Here is a 20,562-nt window from a genome sequence, read left to right on the forward strand (position 1 = left end):
CTTATCCGGCCCTTTCGATCTGCGGCAAAATCGACAGGCCGCTAGGACAAACCGGCCGTAGCACGTACCATAAAGGGTTCCCGAAATCCCTTTAGCATCGACAAGCGCGTGAACGAATCTGCCCCTCTGACTTTATTGGCTACAACCGCTTTTGGCATCGAGGCGGTTACCGCGCGCGAGCTGAAGAACTTAGGCTTTGAAACCGAGATCCTCGGTTCGGGACGCGTTCGCTTTTCGGGCGATTACACCGACGCAATGAAAGCCAACTTGCATCTGCGGACGGCTGACCGCGTGCTGATCGAAGTGGCCCAGATTCCAGCCGGCGATTTCGATGCGTTATTCGACGGTGTCAAAGCGCTAGAGTGGGAAACGTTCATCGACGCGGAAGGAGCTTTCCCTGTCAAAGGACGCAGTTATCAATCGCAGCTGACCAGCGTTCCGGCCGTGCAAAGGGCGACCAAGCGGGCCGTTGTGGAACGGCTGCAAGCGGCCTACGGCAAAGACCTGCCTGAATCGGGGGCGGTCTATACAATTGAAGTCGCGATTGCCAAGGATCTCGCCACGCTGACGATCGATACCTCAGGAGCCGGGCTGACGCGCCGCGGTTACTTGGACTCGGAAGGGCGTTCTCCGATGAAACCGACTTTGGCGGCAGCTCTGATCCAGCTTAGCCATTGGAATCGCGAACGTCCGTTGGTCGATCCTTTCTGCGGCAGCGGCGTGCTGCTGATCGAAGCGGCATTGATCGGTCGGAATATCGCCCCAGGTCTGCTCCGCGACTTCGCGCTGCTTCAGTGGCCGGCGGTCGATCAAGAGGCCTGGCTCGATTTGCAAGAAGAAGCACGAGCCGAAATGCTCGAGTCGCTGCCGGAGTCGATCATCGGTTACGACGAAGATGCCTCCGCGCTGCGACTCGCTCGCCGGCAAGCCATCGAAGCAGGCGTCGACAAAGACATTCACTTCCAACAGCAACCGTTCGCCCAGCTGACCAGCAAGCGAAAGTATGGCTGCCTGATTACCAGCACGCCGTACGACGACCATTCCCGAGCTCGTCGCGCGCAGTGGGATTTCTACCGCGGCTTTCCCGATGTGCTGCGTCAGTTGCCGACCTGGTCGCACTTCATTCTGACGGCGTATCCTGAGTTGGAACGAGCGATGGGGCAGGAAGCCAACCGCCGCCGCAAGATGTACAACGGCCGCGCCGAGTGCCATTACTATCAGTACCATGGGCCTCCGCCACCGAAAGTCGACGAGCAACGCGAGGACGATCCGAACGAAGAGAAGCCAAAGCGAACCTTCACGCCGGCGTTTGGCGGCCTGGATGACAAAGCGAAAGAGCAAGCCCAACTGCTCAAGAACCGGCTCTCGAAGAGGGCCCGACACTTCCGACGCTGGCCCAAGCGAGGCATTCATTGCTACCGCTTATACGAGCGCGACATTCCCGAGATTCCGCTGGTGATCGATATCTATCACGATTACCTGCACATCACCGATTACGATCGCCCACACGACCGGACTCCGGCTCAATATGCCGACTGGTTAGATCACTTAACCGAAGCGGCTCGCGAAGTTTTGGAGATTCCCGAAGGGCATGTCTTCGTCAAGCATCGCACGCGTCAGTCAGGCACGTCTCAGCACGAGAAGGTGGCCGAAGACTCGAAGATCGTCACCGTGGAAGAAGGTGGCCTCAAGTTCGAGGTCAACCTTTCCGACTACGTCGACACGGGGCTGTTTCTCGATCATCGCAACTTGCGAAGTCAGTTTCGGGAGGAAGCTGCCGGCAAGCATGTATTGAACTTGTTTTGCTACACCGGGGCGTTCAGCGTGTATGCCGCTGCCGGCGGAGCCGTTTCGACCACAAGTGTCGACTTGAACGCGAACTATCTCGACTGGGCCGGCAGAAACTTTCAGCTCAATGGGCTGTCGATCGCCAAGCAACATTTCATCCGCAGCGACGTGATGGAGTACCTCCGAGATCAGCGACCGGGCGCGAAGTTCGATCTGGCCATCGTCGACGTGCCGACGTTTTCTAACAGCAAGCGGACCGACGACGTCTGGGATGTCCAGCGCGACCATGTCGAACTGATTCAACTAACGCTGAACCTCCTGAGCGACGGCGGCGTCCTTTATTTCTCGAACAACTTCCGCCGGTTCAAGCTGGACGAAGAAGCCCTGCCCAACGTGCAGATTCGGGAGATCTCGAAGCACACCGTGCCAGAGGATTTCCGCAATCAACGCATCCATCGGTGTTGGAAGATGGTTAAGAAGACGGAAAAGTAAGCAAGGCTTTAATGAATTCCCCCCCCGATTCCGGGTAGCCCACGTTTGCTTGCAAACTGGGGAGGCGAAGCCGAATCGAGGTCGTGTCATGCCGTCGACTTTATGAGAAAACCTCCGTGCGTTGCGCTGCCCAGCTTGCAAGCAAACTGGGCTATCCCCTGTTACCTGCCACCTTTGGTGCACGGTTCGCCCCTTTCCACCGATGGCCTGGCGTAGCAAAATAGAATGTTCCCCAGGTACTGAGATCGTTTGCTATCCAACCCCCAGAAAATTGTGATGGATCTGAAGTCGAAAATCGCTCGGATTGATACCCGGCACGACGACGTCGAAGCCCAGTTGCAGCAGGTTCGCGACAAGCTGAGCCCCAAGGGGGACGTCGTGAGCGAAGCAGGCCGCAAACGGACGATCGCCGTGTTCGGCGAGCCTCTTTCGCCGCAGCAGGTTGTCCAGCGGATTTGTGCCGATGTTGAAAGCCGTGGCTTGGCCGCCGTGCTGGACTATGGCCAGAAGCTGGATGGCAAGCAGTTGTACGCAACGACCGTTCGCGTTTCCGAAGAAGAACTGCGTCTGGCCCACGAAGCGGCCGATCCTGCGTTTCTGCAAACGATCCGCGACATTCGTGAAAACATCCTGCGTTTTCAAACGGCCATTCTGCACAAGGACGTGGAAGTCCCCATCGAACATGGTGGCAAGCTGCGGCATCGCTACGCTCCGCTGAAGCGTGTCGGCATCTGCGTCCCTGGCGGTGCAGCCGCGTATCCATCGACGGTGCTGATGACGGCCGTCCCCGCAATGGCAGCCGGCGTAGAAGAACTGGCCGTGATCGCGCCGCCGACTCCGTTCGGTTCGTACAACTTGGATTTACTGGCGACATGTGTCGAGATCGGCGTGAAGGAAGTTTACCGCGTCGGGGGTGCCCATGGCGTCGCGGCTTTGGCATACGGCGTTGAAGGCATTCCGAAGGTTCAGAAGATTGTCGGTCCTGGCAACTTGTTCGTCGCGCTGGCGAAGAAGCATGTCTTCGGTGAAGTCGACATCGATTCGATCGCCGGACCGAGCGAAGTGGTCGTGGTGGTCGACTCGACCGCCAAGCCAGAATACATCGCCGCCGATATGTTGGCTCAAGCCGAACACTCGCCTGGCAGCAGCGTCTTGATCAGTTGGGACGAAGCGCTGATCGATGCTGCATTGACCGAACTGGAAAAGCAAGTCGCCGTTTTGGAACGCTGCGATCTGACGGTGCAAAGCTTGATCGACTTCGGGGCCGTCATTTTGACGAAGGACGAAGAGGAAGCTTGCCGAATCGCGACCGAGCTGGCACCCGAACACCTTCACATCGCTACGAAGAACAGCGAAGCGACCTCCGAAAAGATCCTCACCGCTGGTGCCACTTTCCTGGGTAACTACAGCCCTGTGGCGGTGGGCGATTACGCCGCCGGCCCTTCGCACGTGCTGCCTACAGGGGCAACGGCCCATTGGGCGAGCGGACTTTCGGCAAACGACTTTTTACGTTCCCGCAGCGTGATTCATTTCAGCGAAGCAGGTCTGAAAGAAATCGCCCCGCTGGTAACCACGTTGGCCGACAAAGAGGGCCTCACCGCGCACAAACGCAGCGTAACGATTCGTACCGAAGAAAGTTGATATAGGTCCCTTTGCGAATAGAGGGGACATAATCATAGAAAAACCGGGTGCCATGCCGTCGTCTTCGTCGGCATGTCTTCCGACCAAGAACATTCGGCCGCCCTTTCAGGGCTAAGCGGAAAAGAATATGCCGACATAGTTATGGTATTTGGGTTATGTAGAAGAGCATGCCGACGAAGACGACGGCATGGCACCTAAGTACCGGAGTCGTAAGATGGTTACGCCTTCCGAGACGATAGCCATCTTGCCGCTGCCTAAACGATGCGGTTAGGTGTGAAACGCAGTCCCACGTATTGAAGACTACCGGCATCGCTGGTGGTGCCCAACGACAACTGTTTATTGAATCCCAACTAGGAACATCATGGGCTATTTTCGTCCTGAAATTGAAGCGATCGCGGGATACAAGCCGGGGGAACAACCGCAGGGCGGGAAGTTCATCAAGCTGAACACCAACGAGAACCCCTACCCTGCTTCGGCGAAAGTTGCCGAGGCGATCCGCCAGCGACTCGATCAAGGGTTGGAGAAATATCCTGACCCAATCGGGACGGCGTTTCGGATTCGCGCGGCGGAAGTGTTGGGCGTGGAACCGGAATGGATTTTGTGTGGTAACGGCAGCGACGACATCTTGACCATTCTGACGCGTGCGTTTGTGGGAGACGGAGAATGGCTCCGATTGCCGACGCCGAGCTATGTTCTTTACAAAACGCTCGCCGATATCCAAGGCGCCGACAGCGAAGAAATTCGCTTCAACGACGACTGGACGTTGCCGGAAGAGTTCGGCACGGCCAGCAATCATTTGAAGCTCGCCTTCCTGCCGAATCCCAACAGCCCGAGCGGTACCGTCGTGCCGAAGGCTCAGCTGCGTGAGATGGCCGATTCGCTCCCCTGCCCTCTTTTGGTCGACGAAGCGTACGCCGATTTCTCTGACGACAACTGTATCGATCTCGTGAAAGAGAACGAGAAGATCATGGTCTCGCGGACCCTCAGCAAGTCGTACGCCCTCGCAGGCCTGCGATTTGGTTTTCTGGTTGCTCAGCCGCAGATCATCGAGCAGTTGATGAAAGTCAAAGACAGCTACAACTGCGATGCGTTGTCGTTGGCAGGCGCCATCGCGGCGATCGACGATCAGAAGTGGGTTGCCGAGAACAAAGCGAAAGTGGTCGCGACACGCGGCAAGATGACTGCCCGACTGCGACAGATGGGGTTCACTTGTCCTGATTCGCAGGCCAATTTCGTTTGGGCAACCAAGCCAGGCGTCAAACTCAAACCGATCTACGAATTCCTCAAGCAAAACCACGTTCTGATCAGATACATGCAATACCCCGGAAATACCGAGGGCATTCGTATTTCGGTCGGCACCGACGGCCAGACGGACGTATGCTTGGACTTGATCGAGCAGTACCTCCAGCAAAACTCCTAGAACCTGCACAATCGCTCGCCCATGACTCGCATTGCCAAAATCGAACGCGACACGACCGAAACGCAAATCAAACTCGAGCTGAACCTCGACGGCTCCGGGAACTTCTCCGGCAGCACCGGCGTCGGTTTCTTCGACCACATGCTGCAGCTGTTCACGCGGCATGGCTGCTTCGACTTGAATGTCGACGTAAAGGGCGACTTGCACGTCGATCAGCATCACACCGTCGAAGACACCGGAATCTGCATCGGGCAGGCCATTCGCGAAGCAATCGGCGACAAGATGGGCATTCGCCGTTATGGCCACTTCACGCTGCCGATGGAAGAAACACTCTGCAGCACGGTGTGGGATTTAAGTGGCCGGTATTACCTGGTTTTCAATGCACCGTTCACGACCGAAAAGATCGGCGAGTTCGACACCGAATTGGTCGAAGACTTCTGGCAAGCCCTCGCCGCCAACGCGCTGTGCAACTTCCACGTGAACATTCACTATGGTCGCAACAACCACCACATCTCGGAAGCGATCTTCAAGTGCGCCGCTCGCAGCCTTCGCATGGCGGTCGAGCACGATCCACGTTCCCCTGGCGTACCGAGCACCAAGGGCACGTTGAACTCGTAGCGCACTTTTTGCTTGCCTGAACCGCTTGACGATGGCCACAATGGCTCGTGAAATTCCTCATCCTTCACGAGTCGATATCCGGCCATGCACTTTTCTTTCCACGATCTTGAAAATCCCTACGAGGTTCGCGAAGACTTCCCGCGACCGAACTGGGACGCTGCCGCAGCTTGGGTCGATACCCACATGGCAGACGACTACTTGGACGAAGCCTGGACGGCAATCGCGACCGCGTGGCTCGATCTCGTTCGCGAATCTCTGCCGCAGCATTATGCGGTCATGTCGTCCGAGAACTTCCTGATGCTCAGTGGCTACGAGCCGCGACAAGTTAAGCAACTTTTGCGAACGTGTGAGCATTGCCGCAGCCGAATCTTAAAACTACTGCCTGGCGTGGCCAACGAGTCGGGGTTTGGTCCGCACGTGGTATTGTCGTTCGATGAAGTCGAATTGTATTACGCGTACATCTCCGACTTTTACCCGGAAGAAGGGCACTTCGGGGAATCGGCCGGGATGTTTATTGATCGTGGCTATCACCATATCGCGATGAACCACACCTACGATTGGTACTTGTCGCGGGTGATCGCTCACGAGACATGCCACATGCTGCTTTCGCACTTACCGCTACCGATGTGGCTGGACGAAGGGGTAACCCAAGTGATCGAAGACCAGGTGCTGGAAGGCTCTGGTTTTTTGATGAATGGCGAAATCTTGCAGAAACATCGAGCTTATTGGAACCGCGAGACCATCCAGCAGTTTTGGTCCGGAGATAGCTTTAGCGCCGCTGACGAAGGGCAAGAGCTCAGTTACAGCCTGGCCCAGGTCATCGTGCGGAACCTGGTTTCTGATTTCCCGGACAAATTGAGTGCGATCGTGGGTAACGCTCACTATCAAGACGCGGGAAATGCGGCATTCGAGTCGGCTATTGAAGAGACGCTCGGCGATCAAGTCGAACTTTTCCTGGGCGAGGGAGATTGGCAGCCGCGAGGCGATTTCTTGGAACCTGTTACGCACCCCGCATAGAAGTTTTCAGATGTCTGTCCCTTCCGATCGCATTACACGCTATCTTATGGTCAGGGAAACAAACACGATGCAAGCATGCTCTTTCCTGCTTGCCACTTTGGGGGAAACGGAGAGCTGAAATCATGGGCGAACCACGTGTGCCTGGCGGGCATCAACAAGTTATGGGATCGCGGGGAACGACCGCTTCTCCGGAGAACCCCCAGAAACCGCTTAGAACGCCCGGCCCGCAAGGGGTCGCCGACGGCAGCATTGATTCCGTTAACGCGACCGGTGGGATCCCTTCGCAAAAGCATCCCTTCATCGTTCACTGGAAAGAGTTCCTTATTGCTCAAGCAACCGATCAGTACCTGACACAGTCGATACCATTCGAGGTGCCAGACTTCGGTTTGACAAACAATCGGCTGCTGTTCGGTCAGGACATCACCCACGGAACGCATGGGGCTCAGCGGCGTAAGAATTCTGTGGCTGACAACGAACAAGAGCTGCGTACCAAGATGCGGCGGCTGGTCAGTATTTTCGGCACCGACGACGACACCGGCATGGTCGAGCGATTGTTCGACCGCTTCCTGGAACGCAACCGCCTGGTCGAGATCTTTGAAGACGAAGACATGAACGAGGCGATGGGAAAGCATGCCAACTTCATCGCGTTTTCCGACCGCGTGTTGGCCGCCCCTGGGACGCCGGGTGCGAACCCCAACAAGATCCGTATTCATCAGGCCCTAAAGCGAGCCAGTTGGGACATCGCCGAAGTTCCCTTTATCGATGATCTAGGCATCCTGGCATTCAACTTGGGTTCCAGCTGGCGACGCACCGGAGACTTCGCCGAAGGGCTGGCGGTGATGATCAACGGCGTGCAGTACGTGCTCGTCTACTGCGAATGGTATGCCTACAACGCGTGGGCTGGCACCTACGACATTCAGCTTCGCTTTGTGCTGTACGACGTCTTCGGCTTAGATGACGATGACATGGACGAGTATGGCGCTGAAAGTGATTGGAATATGTTCAGCGCCGCCCACGGTATCACCGCCTGGTGGCAGCTTCAGCACTGCTACAACTACGCCCCGCTCGTTACGCGAGGCGTCGTAACACGCACGTTCCGGAACATCCCGGCGATTTAACGTTTAAGGGCTCATCGCCTGCTTCAGCATGGGGGAATCCCAAGCGGGAAGCGACTTCACTTCTTCCAGTGCCGCGTCGTTGACTTGCACGCCCCATTGGACGAAGTAGGGTCCCAGGTTATGGTTCGTCGCACGAGACATACGCACAAGGAAGTCGCTGGCTCGATCGACATCTGACTTCGGATGCTGATCGAGCGGAATCTCGCGGTATTCGCGAAAGACCTGCTTAAACGGTTCCCAGCCGAATTCGTACGACAGCATCGTGTAGAACGCGAGACGCTCGAACAATTGCCCTTTAACGGTCGTCCAGTTTCGCTCTTCGATCGGACGGCTGAGGTATCGCTTGGCGTTTTCAATCACGGTTTCTCTTGACGCACGCTCGTGGGGGCGACCGTTGAGCGTCTCTAATGCGTACGCAGCGAAAACGTTCACCGTCACTTCTCCGGTGCCCTGATACGTCCACGTACGGTGTTGATGCAAATGCCCCAGTTCATGGGCATGACCCCATTCCGGTTCGCCCCGGACGATCGCTTCGGCCCAGCCTGGCGGGGCATTGATCGGATAGCTGGCAAACGCCGCTCCCCAGTTCACATGGGCATCGATTAGAAAGCGGTGCGGAAACGGCTTGGTCTTCGGCCGGCCAGACAGCTCGCTCATCGCGTCGATCAGTGCGTTCCACTTTTCCATCGCCAAGTCTGGCGTATCAAGCCGACGGACGTAACTTGAGGGAAGCATGAAGATCACTTTGTCACTGCCGATCTCGGCGTAGGGAGCCGGATAGCTGCGAATGGTCGCGCGCCACTCATGCACGTTCGTTTCGCCATGGACGTAGCGTGGAGCTTGAACGACGTTACTGAAACGGATCGGCACCATCTTCTTGGCCGGCGGATCGTAATGATCGACGACGTTGTAAATATCGCTCTTTTTGGCCAGAAACTCGTTTGCCTTTGGGGTCGGCAGCTCGATATAAAGCAGTCCGCCGAATGACGAAGCGACTTCGGTCGTCCGCTTCTTCAAGTCGTAAACGCGGTCGATCTTGGGAAAACGGTTCAAGCGTTTGTGCCGCGGAATGTCGATGGTCGTACTGTTGGCTCCGATCCGCAATTTCCAGCCGGCGTCGACGTACTCTTCCGGAATCATCACGTGAATCACTTCCCCGGCCGGGGCATACAAGCCGGTGCTTTGCCAACGAAACGCATTGGCATCGATCTCGACGACTTGAGCTTCCGGTTTGATCGCGCGGTGGATACTGCCGGGGAACTTGTCGGCCGAAGGATGTTTCTTCAACTGATCAGGCGGCAACACGCTGCCGGCCAGTTCCGCTTCAACCACCATCCGTAGCGCAATCAACGGATGGTCGAGGACTTGAAAACGGTTTCCCTTTTCAGGACCGATTTCAACGGCGGGGACATCCTTCAACTTGCCGATCAGCTCTTGCATGGCCCCGGTCGAGCGAAACCCGGTTCGTGCCTCTTTGGCAACCGCTTTTTTGACGGAGATGAACTCTTCTTCACTAAGCTTCTCGCCGCTGGCCGCCTTCTTAAGTTCCGCATCGGTGGCAGCCATGGCCGGGGCCGCGACAAACGCGATAACCAACCAACTGACGAGAAAAAGATTCTTAATATTCAAACTAAATGCCTTACTTTCCCGGGATATCATTCCGTGTAAGAAAAAGCGCGACTTCGTGGACATCGTGATTATGGCTTGGCGTGCCCAATCTGACAAGCAAAACGTCAGCAAGCCGCAGCGAAAGCCAAAACATGAGCCAATTCGTCTTTACTTGCGGCCATGTATCGCTGGAAACTGGAGCTTATCCCCTTCCCTTGCTTGAGGATCTCTTCGATGAAACCGATATCGTGCAGCGTTCTTTTCACGATGCTTGTCGTTCTCGGCGCGATGCCGCTCGCGGTGCAAGGGGAAGAACCTGAGGTGAAAGCGGGAAAGAGGATTGTCGTTAACATCAGTCCTTTTACTTTGTCGGAGCGCCAAGACGATCTGCTGGCTTGGGTTCATTATGGCTCGGTCAAGTTCGGCGGATCCGACCCGAGAATTCGGATTCGTGTGTCGAAAGATGGCCTGGCGATCGTTCCCGCAGACTTACGAGAACAAGAGTCTCGACTGCAACTTACGCCGCAAGAGATCGCTCAGCTGACAAAGGTACTGATCGACGATCTGGACGTTCAATCGATCGTCGCCCCTTGGTTCAACGGCCAGGGGAATCGCTGGGATGGCAGTCAGGACTGTTTTTTAATCCGCGACGGCAAGCAGAAGATCACGCTGACATGCGAGTATGGCTGGCCCTCTTCCCAAGCCAATCGAGATGCGACAATCCAGCGTTACTTGAAGCTGATGCAGGCCTACACCGACTTAATCTACCAAGTTCGAGCCGGGGGCAACGAAGCAATCGCCGAGCAGGTGCCGATCGCCAATGCGGCGTTGGCAAAGCATTTCCCAGACGCCAAGCCGTTGACGATCGAGGACTTTGCCTATGGCGAACACTTTCAGGATGGCGATCGACGGCTGACGTACGTTCGCGAAACGGAAACCGACGGCAGTTGGGATAAAGTCCGTGTCGAGGTGATTGTCCCGGAAACAGGAAAGGCGCGTCCTGGCGATATGACGCGCAATGGTAAGCGAATTCGCGCTGAGAAGTAGCCCTTCGTAATTCGACCAAATGATTGCACGCAATCCTCCCCTCGGCTAGGGTATCACGATATCGAGATCCCCTACCCTACTCCACCGAAAGGAGTTTCTCATGCGTGCTTCGTTATGGATGGGCTTGCTTGGCTTGATGATCGTAGCTGGGCCAAGTTTCGCAGAGGAAAACAGCGAGGGGGGAATTCAGGCAATTCAACTTGCCCCAGCCGCAACGACTCAGCAAACGCTGCAGCAGATTGACGCATGGGAAAAGAAGCTGCAGACGACCAAGGCTCGAATCGACGTCATTGAAGCACCATTGACCGATGCGCTGACGGTTCTGTCGGAGCAGACGGAGATTCCGATCCGTATTGACGTGCGAGCTCTGGACGACGTGGGTCTCAGCGGCGATATGCCGATCACGTTTCATTCTCCAGAAATGACAACCGAAACCGCTTTAAAGCTGCTGCTACGGGAGGTCGTGCTGACGTTCCGAGTCGATTCGTCCGGTGTCGTCGTTACCACGCAAGAGGAATCCGAACGAAGCTTGCGACTGAAGTTCTATCCGGTCGACGATCTTGCCGGCAACGATACCGCTGAAGGGTTTGATCAGCTGCGAGACCTGATCATCACCTGCATCGAGTCCCCTTCCTGGGAAGATCTCGGCGGCCCGGGAACCATTCGACGATTTCAAAATGGCCTGCTTGTCAATCAGCGGTATGAAATCCATCGCATGTTGGAAGGCCTGCTGACGCAACTGCGAGAAATGAAACAGCAGCCCGGCGAAAAGTACTCGACCGCTTCACGCTCGGTCTTTCCTGACGAGGATCGAGCGGAGAAAGTGGAAGCCCAGTTGAAGTCAACGCAAATCCCGATCGACTTCATCGAGACACCACTCCAGGAAGTCGTCGAGTACCTTTCCCACGTCGGGCACGTACCGATCCATGTCGCTCGCGGTTCGCTCGACGAAATCGGCATGTCGGTCGACCAGCCGATTTCGCTGACGCTGAACAAAGTATCGTTGAAAGAAGCCCTGGATGTCATCACGAAGCAGTACGATCTGTCGTGGTACATCGTAGGCGAGATGATTATTATCACCACGCATGAAGAAGCGGAAAGCGAGCTGGAAATTCGTGTTTATCCTGTCCGAGATATCGTCTGGCATGGACTGAATATCACCGACCCTGAGACACGCACATTCCTGCAAGAACACACCATGACGTTATGGGACCGCTTTCCCACGCCGCTCGGCAATACGTCAGAGAAGACGCCAGAGCTTCCGAGGATGCCAGACTATGATGACCTTTTGGAGACGATCACATCCACAGTCGAACCTGAATCGTGGGAAAAGCTGGGCGGTCCTGGCTCGATCGCCGAACTTCCCTCGTGCGATGTCATCGTTGTTCAACAGACACGTGAAGAGCACGAACAAGTTGCCCAGTTGCTGCACCTGATTCGATTGCATCGAAGCCAGGCCGATGCCCAACAACTGGAACAGCAGATTCGACAACTTGAGGACGAGACTATCTCGATTCGCTACGAGGCTTACCCGGCGTCCGATTCCGGTAAAACCTACTCGAAGGGAGATCTGGAAGCGATCGGCCGACAATTGCAAAGAACCGTAGAATCGACCAGCTGGGAATTGCCCAATCATAGCGTAATCGCCACCGAGAGTGGCTTGCTGGTGCGGCACCGTCGCGAAACACAGCGTCAGATCCTCTCATTTTTAAACGAAATTGGCATTGGTTTGCCGAAACCGTACGCTGGTGATTTGGATTCTAACGAGCCTCTCCCAGAGAAAGTGCGAGGAGGCATGGGACCAGGCGGTTTCTCCGCTCCTTCCGATGTCGAACATGGTGGCTTCTTTTAATGACGAACCTCACATGATTCATGCTCCATTGACTTACACGCGTTGTGTTTCGTTTTTGCTGGCCATGTGGCTGGTGCTCGGCGGGTTAACTACTTCGTCCGCCAATGCCCAGTTCGGAGGGCGTCGCTTTCAAGCCGAAAACGACTCTTAGCCGGTGGAAATGCAGTTTAGTAGCCCTGCGTACCAGCAGCCTCAGCAAGAGCTCCCCACTCAGGCCGCATTGATCGATATCAAAGAGAAGATTTCCGCACCAGAGTACAAGCAAATCCTCGGGATGGAAAATCGTTGGCAATCTGCGTCGGCCTATCTTCAGACGGTGGACGTACCGTTGAAAGATGTTGCTTTTCTTATTTCAGATCAAACGAGGGTGCCGATCCGGATCGATGAGCGGGCACTGGAAGATGTCGGACTTTCGGTCGATGTTCCCGTCACGTGTGCGTTGCCTCGCGTTGCCGCCGAGACCCTGATGATCTTAATGCTGAGGGATCTCGATCTGACCTATATGATCGACACCGGCGGTATAGTGATTACAACGCCGGAAGAAGCGGAATCGAATTTGCAAATTCGGTTTTACTCGGCCGAAGATATCTTCCGCGACTCGCACCCAGATTTTGATCACCTGATCGAGACAATCACCTCGACCGTTGAGCCAGAGTCGTGGGAAGAACTAGGCGGTTCTGGCAGTATTGTACCACTGCGTGGAGGTGTGATCGTCAGCCAAACCTACCTTATCCATCGAAAGCTGGAAGGCTTGTTCACGGCGATTCGTAAGGGACACCAACTTTCGACGCAGAACTACGAAAGCCGGATGTTCTCGATTTCAGCCTATGCCGACAAGGAAAACGCCACCGCCGTGAAACTACGGGGAATCCCTACGACGGCCAAGATTGTCGATACGCCACTGGAACGAGTCATCGATAAACTTTCGAGTCAAAGCCAGCTGGCGATGTTCATCGACAATCGAGCCCTGGAAGATGTCGGGCTATCGACCGATACGCCGGTAAATGTCGACGTGAAAAACGTTTCGCTCTATCAGATGCTGAACGTCATGTGCGAGTCGATTGACTTGACGATCCGGCTGGAAGGCGAAGTGGTCGTCATCACCACCCCGGAAGAAGCAGAACGCGAACTCGATACGCGGCTGTTTCTTGTTCGAGACATGGTCCGTTACCAACGCGGTACCGGCATTCAGAACAGCAAACGTGAAGTATCAGTCCAGTTCGACGACTTGATCGAAGCGATCACGACAACTGTCGAGCCTGAGTCTTGGGAAGAATTAGGGGGGCCGGGATCGATCTCTCCTTTCTATTACAACGATTGCCTGGTCGTCTCCCAGACGCATCAAGTTCATTACAAGATGTTCGAGATGCTCGAACAGATTCGGAAGTCCGATCCAACGTTATTGCACCCGCCCACTCCGGTACGCTCGCCACGTCCTCAGCCCCCAGCAGCTCGGCAAGTTGCCCCGGTGTTCGGTCAAACCGGCAGTCCGGCAACAACCATCGTGCCACGCGCTGCGAAGCCTGACATAACGGTGGTCACTTACAGCATTTCACAAGACGCGGCACTTTCCATCGAAAAACTACAGGCGTTGACGGAGCAGTTGAAGAAGGCGATTGCCCCGGAAAGCTGGGACGGCGACCAGATCTTCGCCGACGCGACCCACAGCGGAGTCTTCGTGCGGCAACGCCGAGATATCCAGAAAGAAGTGGCTGCGTTTCTTGCCAAGCATGGCATCTCGGCCCCTGTCGATGCAGACGAGACCATCCCGGCAGAACCTTCCCCGCAAGATGACTTCGGTCAACAAGGCAATTCCGGCGGAGGAGGCATCTTTTAAAGCCGCCTCCTATATCCCCACGTAGGAATCGCGGGATGGCAACGGCTGCCTAACCGTTAGCCATCTTCCAACCAGTCAGCGATGGGTGGATGATCGCTGATATTTCTTAGAACTGCTTGGTTAGCAGAATGGCGATTTCGCTGTCGAACAGCTGGTTTTCGCCATCTTTCAGCGGAGCAACTGCCGCAGCGGTCAGCAGGTAGCCATCGCCGAGTTGGAAGCGAATACCGCCGGTCGCGTTCAGCACGTCGATGCGATTGAATGGGTTCGTCACAACGTCTGCACTCGAAGGGCCGGCTTGGGCCGTGTCGGTGTCGTTGATGGTGGTCGAGTAGTGAAGTTCGCCAATCACACCAAAGCGGCGAATAAACCCACTGTCGTAAGGAGCGACGTAGCACCAGTGACCGAACGAGTAGTCGAGGTACAAGAAGTTTTGCTCTTGGTAACGACCAAAATTGATTCGCCCGCCGTCGTCTTCATCGTAGAACGTTGTCCCGTTCACATCGAAGTCGAGCTGGGCAATCACTGTCGACCAGGTTCGCGACGAATGCTGATGGTAGTAAGCCACAAACGGCAACACGTGAACCGATTGATTGTCGATCATGACGATCGTTGTGTTGGTCAGTCCGTTGACTACCGTAGCATCGCCAGCGGTCGGCACGTTAACGGTAACCCCGGCGGTGAGTGCCGAATCGTTTCCGTTTTGCAGCAAGATGCTCTTGAAAACCAGATTCATGTTGCCGAATTCGATATCGGTTTGATCGCCGGTTCCGGTGATGTCCTGACTCGAACTCAAGCCACCTACGATCGGCACACGCAACTCAAACGAAGACGAACCATCCAGGAACGTCTTTTCAAAACCGAGTGTCACGCGATCGACATCTTGGCCTGAACCTGTCGCATTTTGAACCGGCTGGCTGAAGTGGTTGTAGTTCACAAACCAACGATCGACAGGGATCGGGCTGACGTTTTCGCTGATCTTGTACTGTCGATCACCACCGCCGATGGGCATGTTAAAGCCATCTTGAGGCGCGGTGTTGTAGAAGCTTGGCCCGGCGATACGTGCGGTGTTTCCAAAGAAGTCACCGATGGTCGCGTTACGGAAACCAATATTTTCCGAGGCGGAAGCAAACTGTGTCGAAGCCGCGAACGTGGCCGCTGGTAGGGGCATCGCCGGAAGGTCATCGGCCGGCTGGGTTAAGTCGTCCGCCATCGGCATATCGCCCATTGGCGGCGCTGGAGCCTGAGGCTGTCCTTCGCCTGGCTGAGCATAGTAAGGGCTCGGCTGGCAAGGATTCGGAGGGCAAGGCTGAACGCATTGGCACTTCTTGGGCGCGCATCCACAGTCGGCGAAGACCGCGGAAGACCAAATGGCCGGAGCCACAAGAGCGGCCAGGGCTACCATCCAAGAGCGGCAGTCCATGAAATCATCCTTGATTGAAGTCGCGAGATAAAACGAGCAGCCTCTCCTCCGAAATGAGGCCACTGTCACTCCTTTCTCGGCATCCCCCACTATGACTCTCCATGCTGGCACGACTCGTTTTGGCGGAGAAAACGGAAATAGTAGGCGTCAGGCCGCAAAGCTTAACTAGTCAACTCAATCTCACGCGATTTGCTAGCGACGCTTCACCGATTCCTCGCGAACCCCCAACCGAAGCGGTGACCCGCAGTCAATTTTGTTGGAAATATTTACCCACCCCAAAGTAGCAACTCAGGCAACTCGGCAGGATGTCACTCGTTTTGTTTTCCCATCTCTCAATGCGCAGCAGTTTTAACCGAAACGGCAAAAACTGATTGTCACGCTTGGCAACAAACTTTACTAAAGAGAAACTTGCCCCATTAACCCATGGTTTTCCCCGTAGACTTTGGCAGTGCGCAAAAGCGATATTCCCCTGCGCCATATAGACATTTTCATTGTTAACACCACCCATACGCAGTGGAATTTAAGACGCCTTAAAACGAACGAAACGGCTTAATAACGGCCATCGATTTACCTTCTTTTGATCTTCACACTTCGAAACTAATCTCCCGTGCATCGCAGGCCTCGACCCTGGATCGGTCCAAGGGATAGTGGTAAGGCTTGCTCACGTTGCACTTGCGATATCCGCTGATCGGCGTTGGATCCCTGGGCAAGACGTCAACGTCAAAACCAGAAGCCAGCGGTGTCGCCGTTGTACAGGAATCATTCATGTCCAAGTTAAGCTCCCCACACATGCACCCCTCGAAACGCTCAGGCTTCACCCTGGTCGAACTGCTGGTGGTGATTGCCATCATCGGCGTTTTGATCGCCCTCCTCCTTCCTGCCGTCCAGCAAGCACGCGAAGCTGCTCGCCGCATGCAATGCACGAACAACCTGAAGCAAATCGGCCTGGCCAGTCACAACTTCCAAGATACCTACGGTCATCTGCCGTTTGGTGGTGCCGACCTAACCAGCGCTACGGCACTCGGTAGCGACTGCTGCTCTGCACAACAGCTCGATTACCTGAACTGGACGTATCACCTGATGCCGTTCATCGAACAACAGAACTTGTACGACCTGGGCGACGAAAACGATGTCGTGAACTCGGCCAGCGTGATCGCTCGTAATCCTGTGATTGGTTACTACTGCCCATCGCGTCGCGCTCCGACGCCTCATAGCGGTTACTACCGTACCGACTACGCTGGTAACGCTGGCGAATGGCATGACGACGGTGCGAACAAGGAAACCAGCACCGGCAAGAAGGGCGTGATTGTCAATAACAAGCTTGGTTTGAAAATGGTTGTCGAACGTATCCGCGACGGATCGTCCAATACGATCATGTTCGGCGAAAAAGCACTTCACCCCGAGTCCCACGGTACCGAAGGTGGCGATAACGAACGTTACGTCAACGCTGGCTGGGACCAATGCGTGATGCGATGGGGTTCGTTCTACGACACCTCGGACGGTACCACTTACGGGCTGTCGCCAATCTCCGACAATGATTCGGTTTACAAAAACGATTCGGGTTCGTGGGTCTTTGACAAGACCGAATTGTCACACGGTGGTGAATTCGGTCAATGGCACGCCTACTTCGGTTCGTCTCATGCCGGCGTCGCTAACTTCGCATTGGCAGATGGTTCGGTCCGCTCGGTACCATTCACCGTCGATCAAAACGTCTTCCGTCGTGCGACGAACTCGAAAGATGGCGAAGTTTTCGAGTGGCCGTAAGTCTAACCACTTAGTTGGTTAATGAATTAAATGAATTCCTTGCGAGCGGGTTGGCTCGCAAGGAGCCTTCCGAAATAATCCCCACCACGAAGATTGATTTGATCTCATGAAGTTCTTGAAGATTGCTGTTCTGCTGCTTTGCTTTGGCTTGACCGTTGGATGCGGTTCCAACGTCCCGACGGAAATCGTCACGGAGTTGACCGAAGAACAAAAAGCAGAAATGAAAGCCCACGACGAAGCTGTGGAAGCGGACGAAGCTGCTCAGCGACAGTCGTCTCAGAAGAAGAAGTAGTTCATTCAAAAAGGCCTGTCGTGGAGAACAACGACAGGCCTTTTTGCTGCGCCGACCGCAACATTCATTTCTTATTCGACGGTCGTGCCCCAGGAAACTCGCACAGCGGGATGCTTGTCGTTGGCTCGGCGATAACCTCGGCCAGGGTCGTGTTTTGGAATGCTTCTTCCACGCTGGCCATTGCGTTATCTAAGCGGCGATGCAGCGGGCACAGGTTCTTTCCGTGGGCTTCCAAACCAAGCGGACACGTCGTGATTCGCACGATTGGATCGACCGCGTTGACAACTTCGAGAATGGTTAACTCTTCCGGTGTTTTGACCAGCGAGATCCCCCCTCCAACACCCCGCTGCGAACGGACGACGCCGGAACGTGCCAACCCTTGCAGCACCTTCGATAGATAGGCGATCGGCACTTTGGTGCTGTTGGCGATCTGCTCGGTTGTCGAACTTTCTGGCGCGGTATACGCAAGATGACAAACAGCACGCAGCGCATATTCAACGGTTTGCGAAAACATTCTCGGTCCCACCCTCGGGAAAACTGGACATTGACATCCAATTATTCATGACTTACACTTCAGAAGCAAACAGGACATTAACGTCTTTTTTGTCTGCTCACTATTGCAGTGTAGTCTAAGTTAGCCTTCGACTCGATTGGGTAATTCAATGAAACAGATCGATGAATCTCGGCTAGAAACAGATTTGGCGTACCGATTCGGCTATTTACTCGAGTTCGTTGGATTCGGGGAAGATGATATTGCCGCGATCCATGGTTCGGCCGGGGCGTTGGCTCCGCTGGTCCCCTCTCTGGTCGACGCCGTTTACGACAAGCTGCATGGATACGACGCGACCTGGCGGCACTTCGTCCCTCGCCAACATGGTTACGAAGGGGACATACCGACTTCGGTCGAGGAGCTTGCGGTCGATCACGAGCAGATCAAATTCCGCAAACAACACCTGGCCCGCTATCTCGAAACGCTCGTCACGAAGCCTTACGACGAGAAGATGCTGACCTATTTAGACATGGTCGGCAAGATCCATACCCCTGCTGCCGGCAGCAAGCAGTTGGATGTACCGCTGGTTCAAATGAACGCGTTGATGGGCTTTGTCGCCGACGCATTAATCGCAACGATCACCGGGCTGGGGCTCGATCGAGATACCGAAGTTAAAACACTTCGCGCCTTCAACAAATTGTTGTGGCTGCAAAACGACTTGATCAACAAGCACTACGTTCCTGTTCCGGAAGCAGTGGCTTAGACGTTCATTGCGATTGGGATACAATTCGCCTGGGGTTCCATTTCCCCAGGCCTGCCCACTTCTCGCGGCATGCCCACGCAGACGTGAGCATGGCACCCGCATCGATACTTTCGTTACGAATAGCTGCGGCAAACAGCTTCCAGGACGTCGGTGGCAGTATAGAGCTGCTCGACTTCGATGAACTCGTCTTTGGTATGAGCCTGAGCCAATGATCCTGGCCCAAAGACGACCGATGGCACGCCAATGGCAAAGAACGCTGGCGAATCGGTCCCGTAGGCGACCTGCATCGGCTCGCTTGTCACGCCGAATTCTTTCGCGACGTGGGCAATTCTTTCTGCCAAAGCACTGTTGGCTTGATCCAATGGCAAGCCAGGGGAACTCATGTACGGCGGGTCATGCTTAACTTTGGATGGCTCATCGATCTTCGAGGCGATGAAGTCGATTACCTCTTGGCGAACGGCTTCTTGAGACTCGCCAGGAAGAACTCGCCGATCGATCTCGATCGTGCAACGATCTGGGACCGTATTGACGCTGACGCCCCCTTCGATGGTTCCAACACTGATGGTCGGCGGGCCAAGCTTACCTTGTTCAGGCGCTTTGGCGAGAACTGTTTGTTCGTACTCGCGAATGGCGTTCAAAACATTCGCCATGCGATAAATCGCATTATCGCCGACCGAAGGCTTGCTGCTGTGGGCCGCTTGTCCGTGGGTATGGCAGCGCCAACGAATGACGCCTTTGTGCGAGACGACAACATTCATCAATGTCGGCTCTGCGACGAACACGGCGTCAGGCTTGCGAGAAATCAGCTTCGACTTGCCATCTTTCCAGGTACTTGCCAGGTGACGTGCCCCAGTGAAGCCGCACTCTTCGTTCACCGTGCAGGCGACTAGTACGGTCGGCAGGTTTTCGCTGGGGTTCTCTTTCAGACGCGAAAGGACAGCCAGACACATTGCCATGCCTCCTTTCACATCGCACGAACCACGACCGTAAATCCGATTCTCGACTCGTTTGCCGCCAAAGGGATCGATCGTCATCCCTTCGACCGGAACGGTGTCTTGATGTGCTTCGAGCACGATGATTTTGTCGGAACTTCCCGGCAGGCATGCGATCACGTTGTCTCGCTGCGGAGCGACTTCGATCCGTTCATGCTCAACACCGATCTCGCCGAAGATCTGCTGCAACAGATCGCCAAGGCGGTGTTCGAGCTGGATCTCGGGCTGATCGACTTTATGGCCCATCGGATTGACGCTGGGAACTTTAACAAGGCGTTGTGTCAGTTCCACCACATCCATTGGCATTGGGAAATCCTTCGGAATTCGATTGCGGAATCTTGTTTTCAGGGCGTGTGAGTCCAAGTTCCCTGAAAACGACGAACACTCTATTGTTCGCGCTGGC

At 55.2% G+C, this 20,562-nt stretch carries 17 protein-coding genes; 13 read left to right on the forward strand and 4 right to left on the reverse strand.

Annotated features, from left to right (window positions below; translation table 11 throughout):
- Positions 1-108 precede the first annotated feature (108 nt).
- The 6 genes from rlmKL to LA756_RS10210 all read left to right on the forward strand — a co-directional run bounded on the left by rlmKL (position 109) and on the right by LA756_RS10210 (position 8,091).
- A complete protein-coding gene (rlmKL, locus tag LA756_RS10185; RefSeq protein ID WP_224439769.1) occupies positions 109-2,280 on the forward strand; it encodes a bifunctional 23S rRNA (guanine(2069)-N(7))-methyltransferase RlmK/23S rRNA (guanine(2445)-N(2))-methyltransferase RlmL in 2,172 nt (723 codons plus the stop codon).
- Positions 2,281-2,556: 276 nt separating this feature from the next.
- Positions 2,557-3,921 (forward strand): histidinol dehydrogenase, encoded by a 1,365-nt coding sequence (hisD, locus tag LA756_RS10190; protein WP_224439770.1) that lies wholly within the window; start codon positions 2,557-2,559, stop codon positions 3,919-3,921.
- 361 nt (positions 3,922-4,282) lie between these two features.
- Complete coding sequence (hisC, locus tag LA756_RS10195) at positions 4,283-5,341, forward strand: histidinol-phosphate transaminase (protein WP_224439771.1); 1,059 nt, start codon at positions 4,283-4,285, stop codon at positions 5,339-5,341.
- A 21-nt stretch (positions 5,342-5,362) separates the two neighbouring features.
- The gene (gene hisB, locus LA756_RS10200; protein ID WP_224439772.1) at positions 5,363-5,956 is read left to right on the forward strand and encodes an imidazoleglycerol-phosphate dehydratase HisB; all 594 of its coding nucleotides are present in this window, start codon (positions 5,363-5,365) and stop codon (positions 5,954-5,956) included.
- 84 nt (positions 5,957-6,040) lie between these two features.
- A complete protein-coding gene (locus LA756_RS10205) occupies positions 6,041-6,973 on the forward strand; it encodes a hypothetical protein (protein ID WP_224439773.1) in 933 nt (310 codons plus the stop codon).
- 122 nt (positions 6,974-7,095) lie between these two features.
- Entirely contained in the window at positions 7,096-8,091 is a 996-nt protein-coding gene (locus LA756_RS10210) for a hypothetical protein (RefSeq protein WP_224439774.1), read from the forward strand.
- A 3-nt stretch (positions 8,092-8,094) separates the two neighbouring features.
- On the opposite strand, the gene LA756_RS10215 is transcribed toward LA756_RS10210, so the two are convergent.
- The gene (locus tag LA756_RS10215; protein WP_224439775.1) at positions 8,095-9,720 is read right to left on the reverse strand and encodes a M60 family metallopeptidase; all 1,626 of its coding nucleotides are present in this window, start codon (positions 9,718-9,720) and stop codon (positions 8,095-8,097) included.
- Between the two features lie 213 nt (positions 9,721-9,933).
- Between LA756_RS10215 and LA756_RS10220 the strand changes: the two genes are divergently transcribed.
- The 4 genes from LA756_RS10220 to LA756_RS10235 all read left to right on the forward strand — a co-directional run bounded on the left by LA756_RS10220 (position 9,934) and on the right by LA756_RS10235 (position 14,435).
- Entirely contained in the window at positions 9,934-10,746 is an 813-nt protein-coding gene (locus LA756_RS10220) for a hypothetical protein (protein ID WP_224439776.1), read from the forward strand.
- Between the two features lie 100 nt (positions 10,747-10,846).
- Positions 10,847-12,598, forward strand: a complete 1,752-nt coding sequence (locus tag LA756_RS10225; protein WP_224439777.1) for an STN domain-containing protein — start codon at positions 10,847-10,849, stop codon at positions 12,596-12,598.
- 13 nt (positions 12,599-12,611) lie between these two features.
- Positions 12,612-12,749, forward strand: a complete 138-nt coding sequence (locus tag LA756_RS10230) for a hypothetical protein (protein ID WP_224439778.1) — start codon at positions 12,612-12,614, stop codon at positions 12,747-12,749.
- A gap of 3 nt (positions 12,750-12,752) precedes the next feature.
- Positions 12,753-14,435 (forward strand): hypothetical protein, encoded by a 1,683-nt coding sequence (locus tag LA756_RS10235; protein WP_224439779.1) that lies wholly within the window; start codon positions 12,753-12,755, stop codon positions 14,433-14,435.
- A 106-nt stretch (positions 14,436-14,541) separates the two neighbouring features.
- Here LA756_RS10235 and LA756_RS10240 read toward each other — a convergent pair whose 3' ends face one another.
- On the reverse strand, positions 14,542-15,858 hold the full coding sequence (locus tag LA756_RS10240; RefSeq protein WP_224439780.1) for a hypothetical protein: 1,317 nt from the start codon (positions 15,856-15,858) through the stop codon (positions 14,542-14,544).
- A 765-nt stretch (positions 15,859-16,623) separates the two neighbouring features.
- On the opposite strand from LA756_RS10240, the gene LA756_RS10245 reads away from it, so the two are divergent.
- Both LA756_RS10245 and LA756_RS10250 read left to right on the forward strand, forming a co-directional pair.
- On the forward strand, positions 16,624-17,622 hold the full coding sequence (locus LA756_RS10245) for a DUF1559 domain-containing protein (RefSeq protein WP_224439781.1): 999 nt from the start codon (positions 16,624-16,626) through the stop codon (positions 17,620-17,622).
- Positions 17,623-17,728: 106 nt separating this feature from the next.
- Positions 17,729-17,914, forward strand: coding sequence for a hypothetical protein (locus LA756_RS10250; protein WP_224439782.1), 186 nt, complete (start codon positions 17,729-17,731; stop codon positions 17,912-17,914).
- 64 nt (positions 17,915-17,978) lie between these two features.
- On the opposite strand, the gene LA756_RS10255 is transcribed toward LA756_RS10250, so the two are convergent.
- On the reverse strand, positions 17,979-18,428 hold the full coding sequence (locus LA756_RS10255) for an Rrf2 family transcriptional regulator (RefSeq protein WP_224439783.1): 450 nt from the start codon (positions 18,426-18,428) through the stop codon (positions 17,979-17,981).
- A 148-nt stretch (positions 18,429-18,576) separates the two neighbouring features.
- Between LA756_RS10255 and LA756_RS10260 the strand changes: the two genes are divergently transcribed.
- Complete coding sequence (locus LA756_RS10260) at positions 18,577-19,167, forward strand: protoglobin family protein (protein WP_224439784.1); 591 nt, start codon at positions 18,577-18,579, stop codon at positions 19,165-19,167.
- 113 nt (positions 19,168-19,280) lie between these two features.
- Here the strand turns inward: LA756_RS10260 and LA756_RS10265 are convergent, their stop codons facing one another.
- Positions 19,281-20,465, reverse strand: coding sequence for a M20 family metallopeptidase (locus LA756_RS10265; RefSeq protein WP_224439785.1), 1,185 nt, complete (start codon positions 20,463-20,465; stop codon positions 19,281-19,283).
- Positions 20,466-20,562 lie beyond the last annotated feature (97 nt).

Origin of the sequence: Bremerella sp. TYQ1, from assembly GCF_020150455.1 — a bacterium.
Taxonomy (GTDB): domain Bacteria; phylum Planctomycetota; class Planctomycetia; order Pirellulales; family Pirellulaceae; genus Bremerella; species Bremerella volcania_A.

Excerpts from the sequence above, each read along its gene's own strand:
- LA756_RS10260 (WP_224439784.1), top strand. The coding sequence starts at position 18,577 with ATGAAACAGATCGATGAATCTCGGCTAGAAACAGATTTGGCGTACCGA.
- LA756_RS10230 (WP_224439778.1), top strand. The coding sequence starts at position 12,612 with ATGATTCATGCTCCATTGACTTACACGCGTTGTGTTTCGTTTTTGCTG.
- LA756_RS10225 (WP_224439777.1), top strand. The coding sequence starts at position 10,847 with ATGCGTGCTTCGTTATGGATGGGCTTGCTTGGCTTGATGATCGTAGCT.
- hisC (WP_224439771.1), top strand. The coding sequence starts at position 4,283 with ATGGGCTATTTTCGTCCTGAAATTGAAGCGATCGCGGGATACAAGCCG.
- LA756_RS10250 (WP_224439782.1), top strand. The coding sequence starts at position 17,729 with ATGAAGTTCTTGAAGATTGCTGTTCTGCTGCTTTGCTTTGGCTTGACC.
- LA756_RS10255 (WP_224439783.1), bottom strand. The coding sequence starts at position 18,428 with ATGTTTTCGCAAACCGTTGAATATGCGCTGCGTGCTGTTTGTCATCTT.
- LA756_RS10265 (WP_224439785.1), bottom strand. The coding sequence starts at position 20,465 with ATGCCAATGGATGTGGTGGAACTGACACAACGCCTTGTTAAAGTTCCC.
- hisD (WP_224439770.1), top strand. The coding sequence starts at position 2,557 with ATGGATCTGAAGTCGAAAATCGCTCGGATTGATACCCGGCACGACGAC.
- LA756_RS10220 (WP_224439776.1), top strand. The coding sequence starts at position 9,934 with ATGAAACCGATATCGTGCAGCGTTCTTTTCACGATGCTTGTCGTTCTC.
- LA756_RS10245 (WP_224439781.1), top strand. The coding sequence starts at position 16,624 with ATGTCCAAGTTAAGCTCCCCACACATGCACCCCTCGAAACGCTCAGGC.
- LA756_RS10240 (WP_224439780.1), bottom strand. The coding sequence starts at position 15,858 with ATGGACTGCCGCTCTTGGATGGTAGCCCTGGCCGCTCTTGTGGCTCCG.
- hisB (WP_224439772.1), top strand. The coding sequence starts at position 5,363 with ATGACTCGCATTGCCAAAATCGAACGCGACACGACCGAAACGCAAATC.
- LA756_RS10210 (WP_224439774.1), top strand. The coding sequence starts at position 7,096 with ATGGGCGAACCACGTGTGCCTGGCGGGCATCAACAAGTTATGGGATCG.
- LA756_RS10205 (WP_224439773.1), top strand. The coding sequence starts at position 6,041 with ATGCACTTTTCTTTCCACGATCTTGAAAATCCCTACGAGGTTCGCGAA.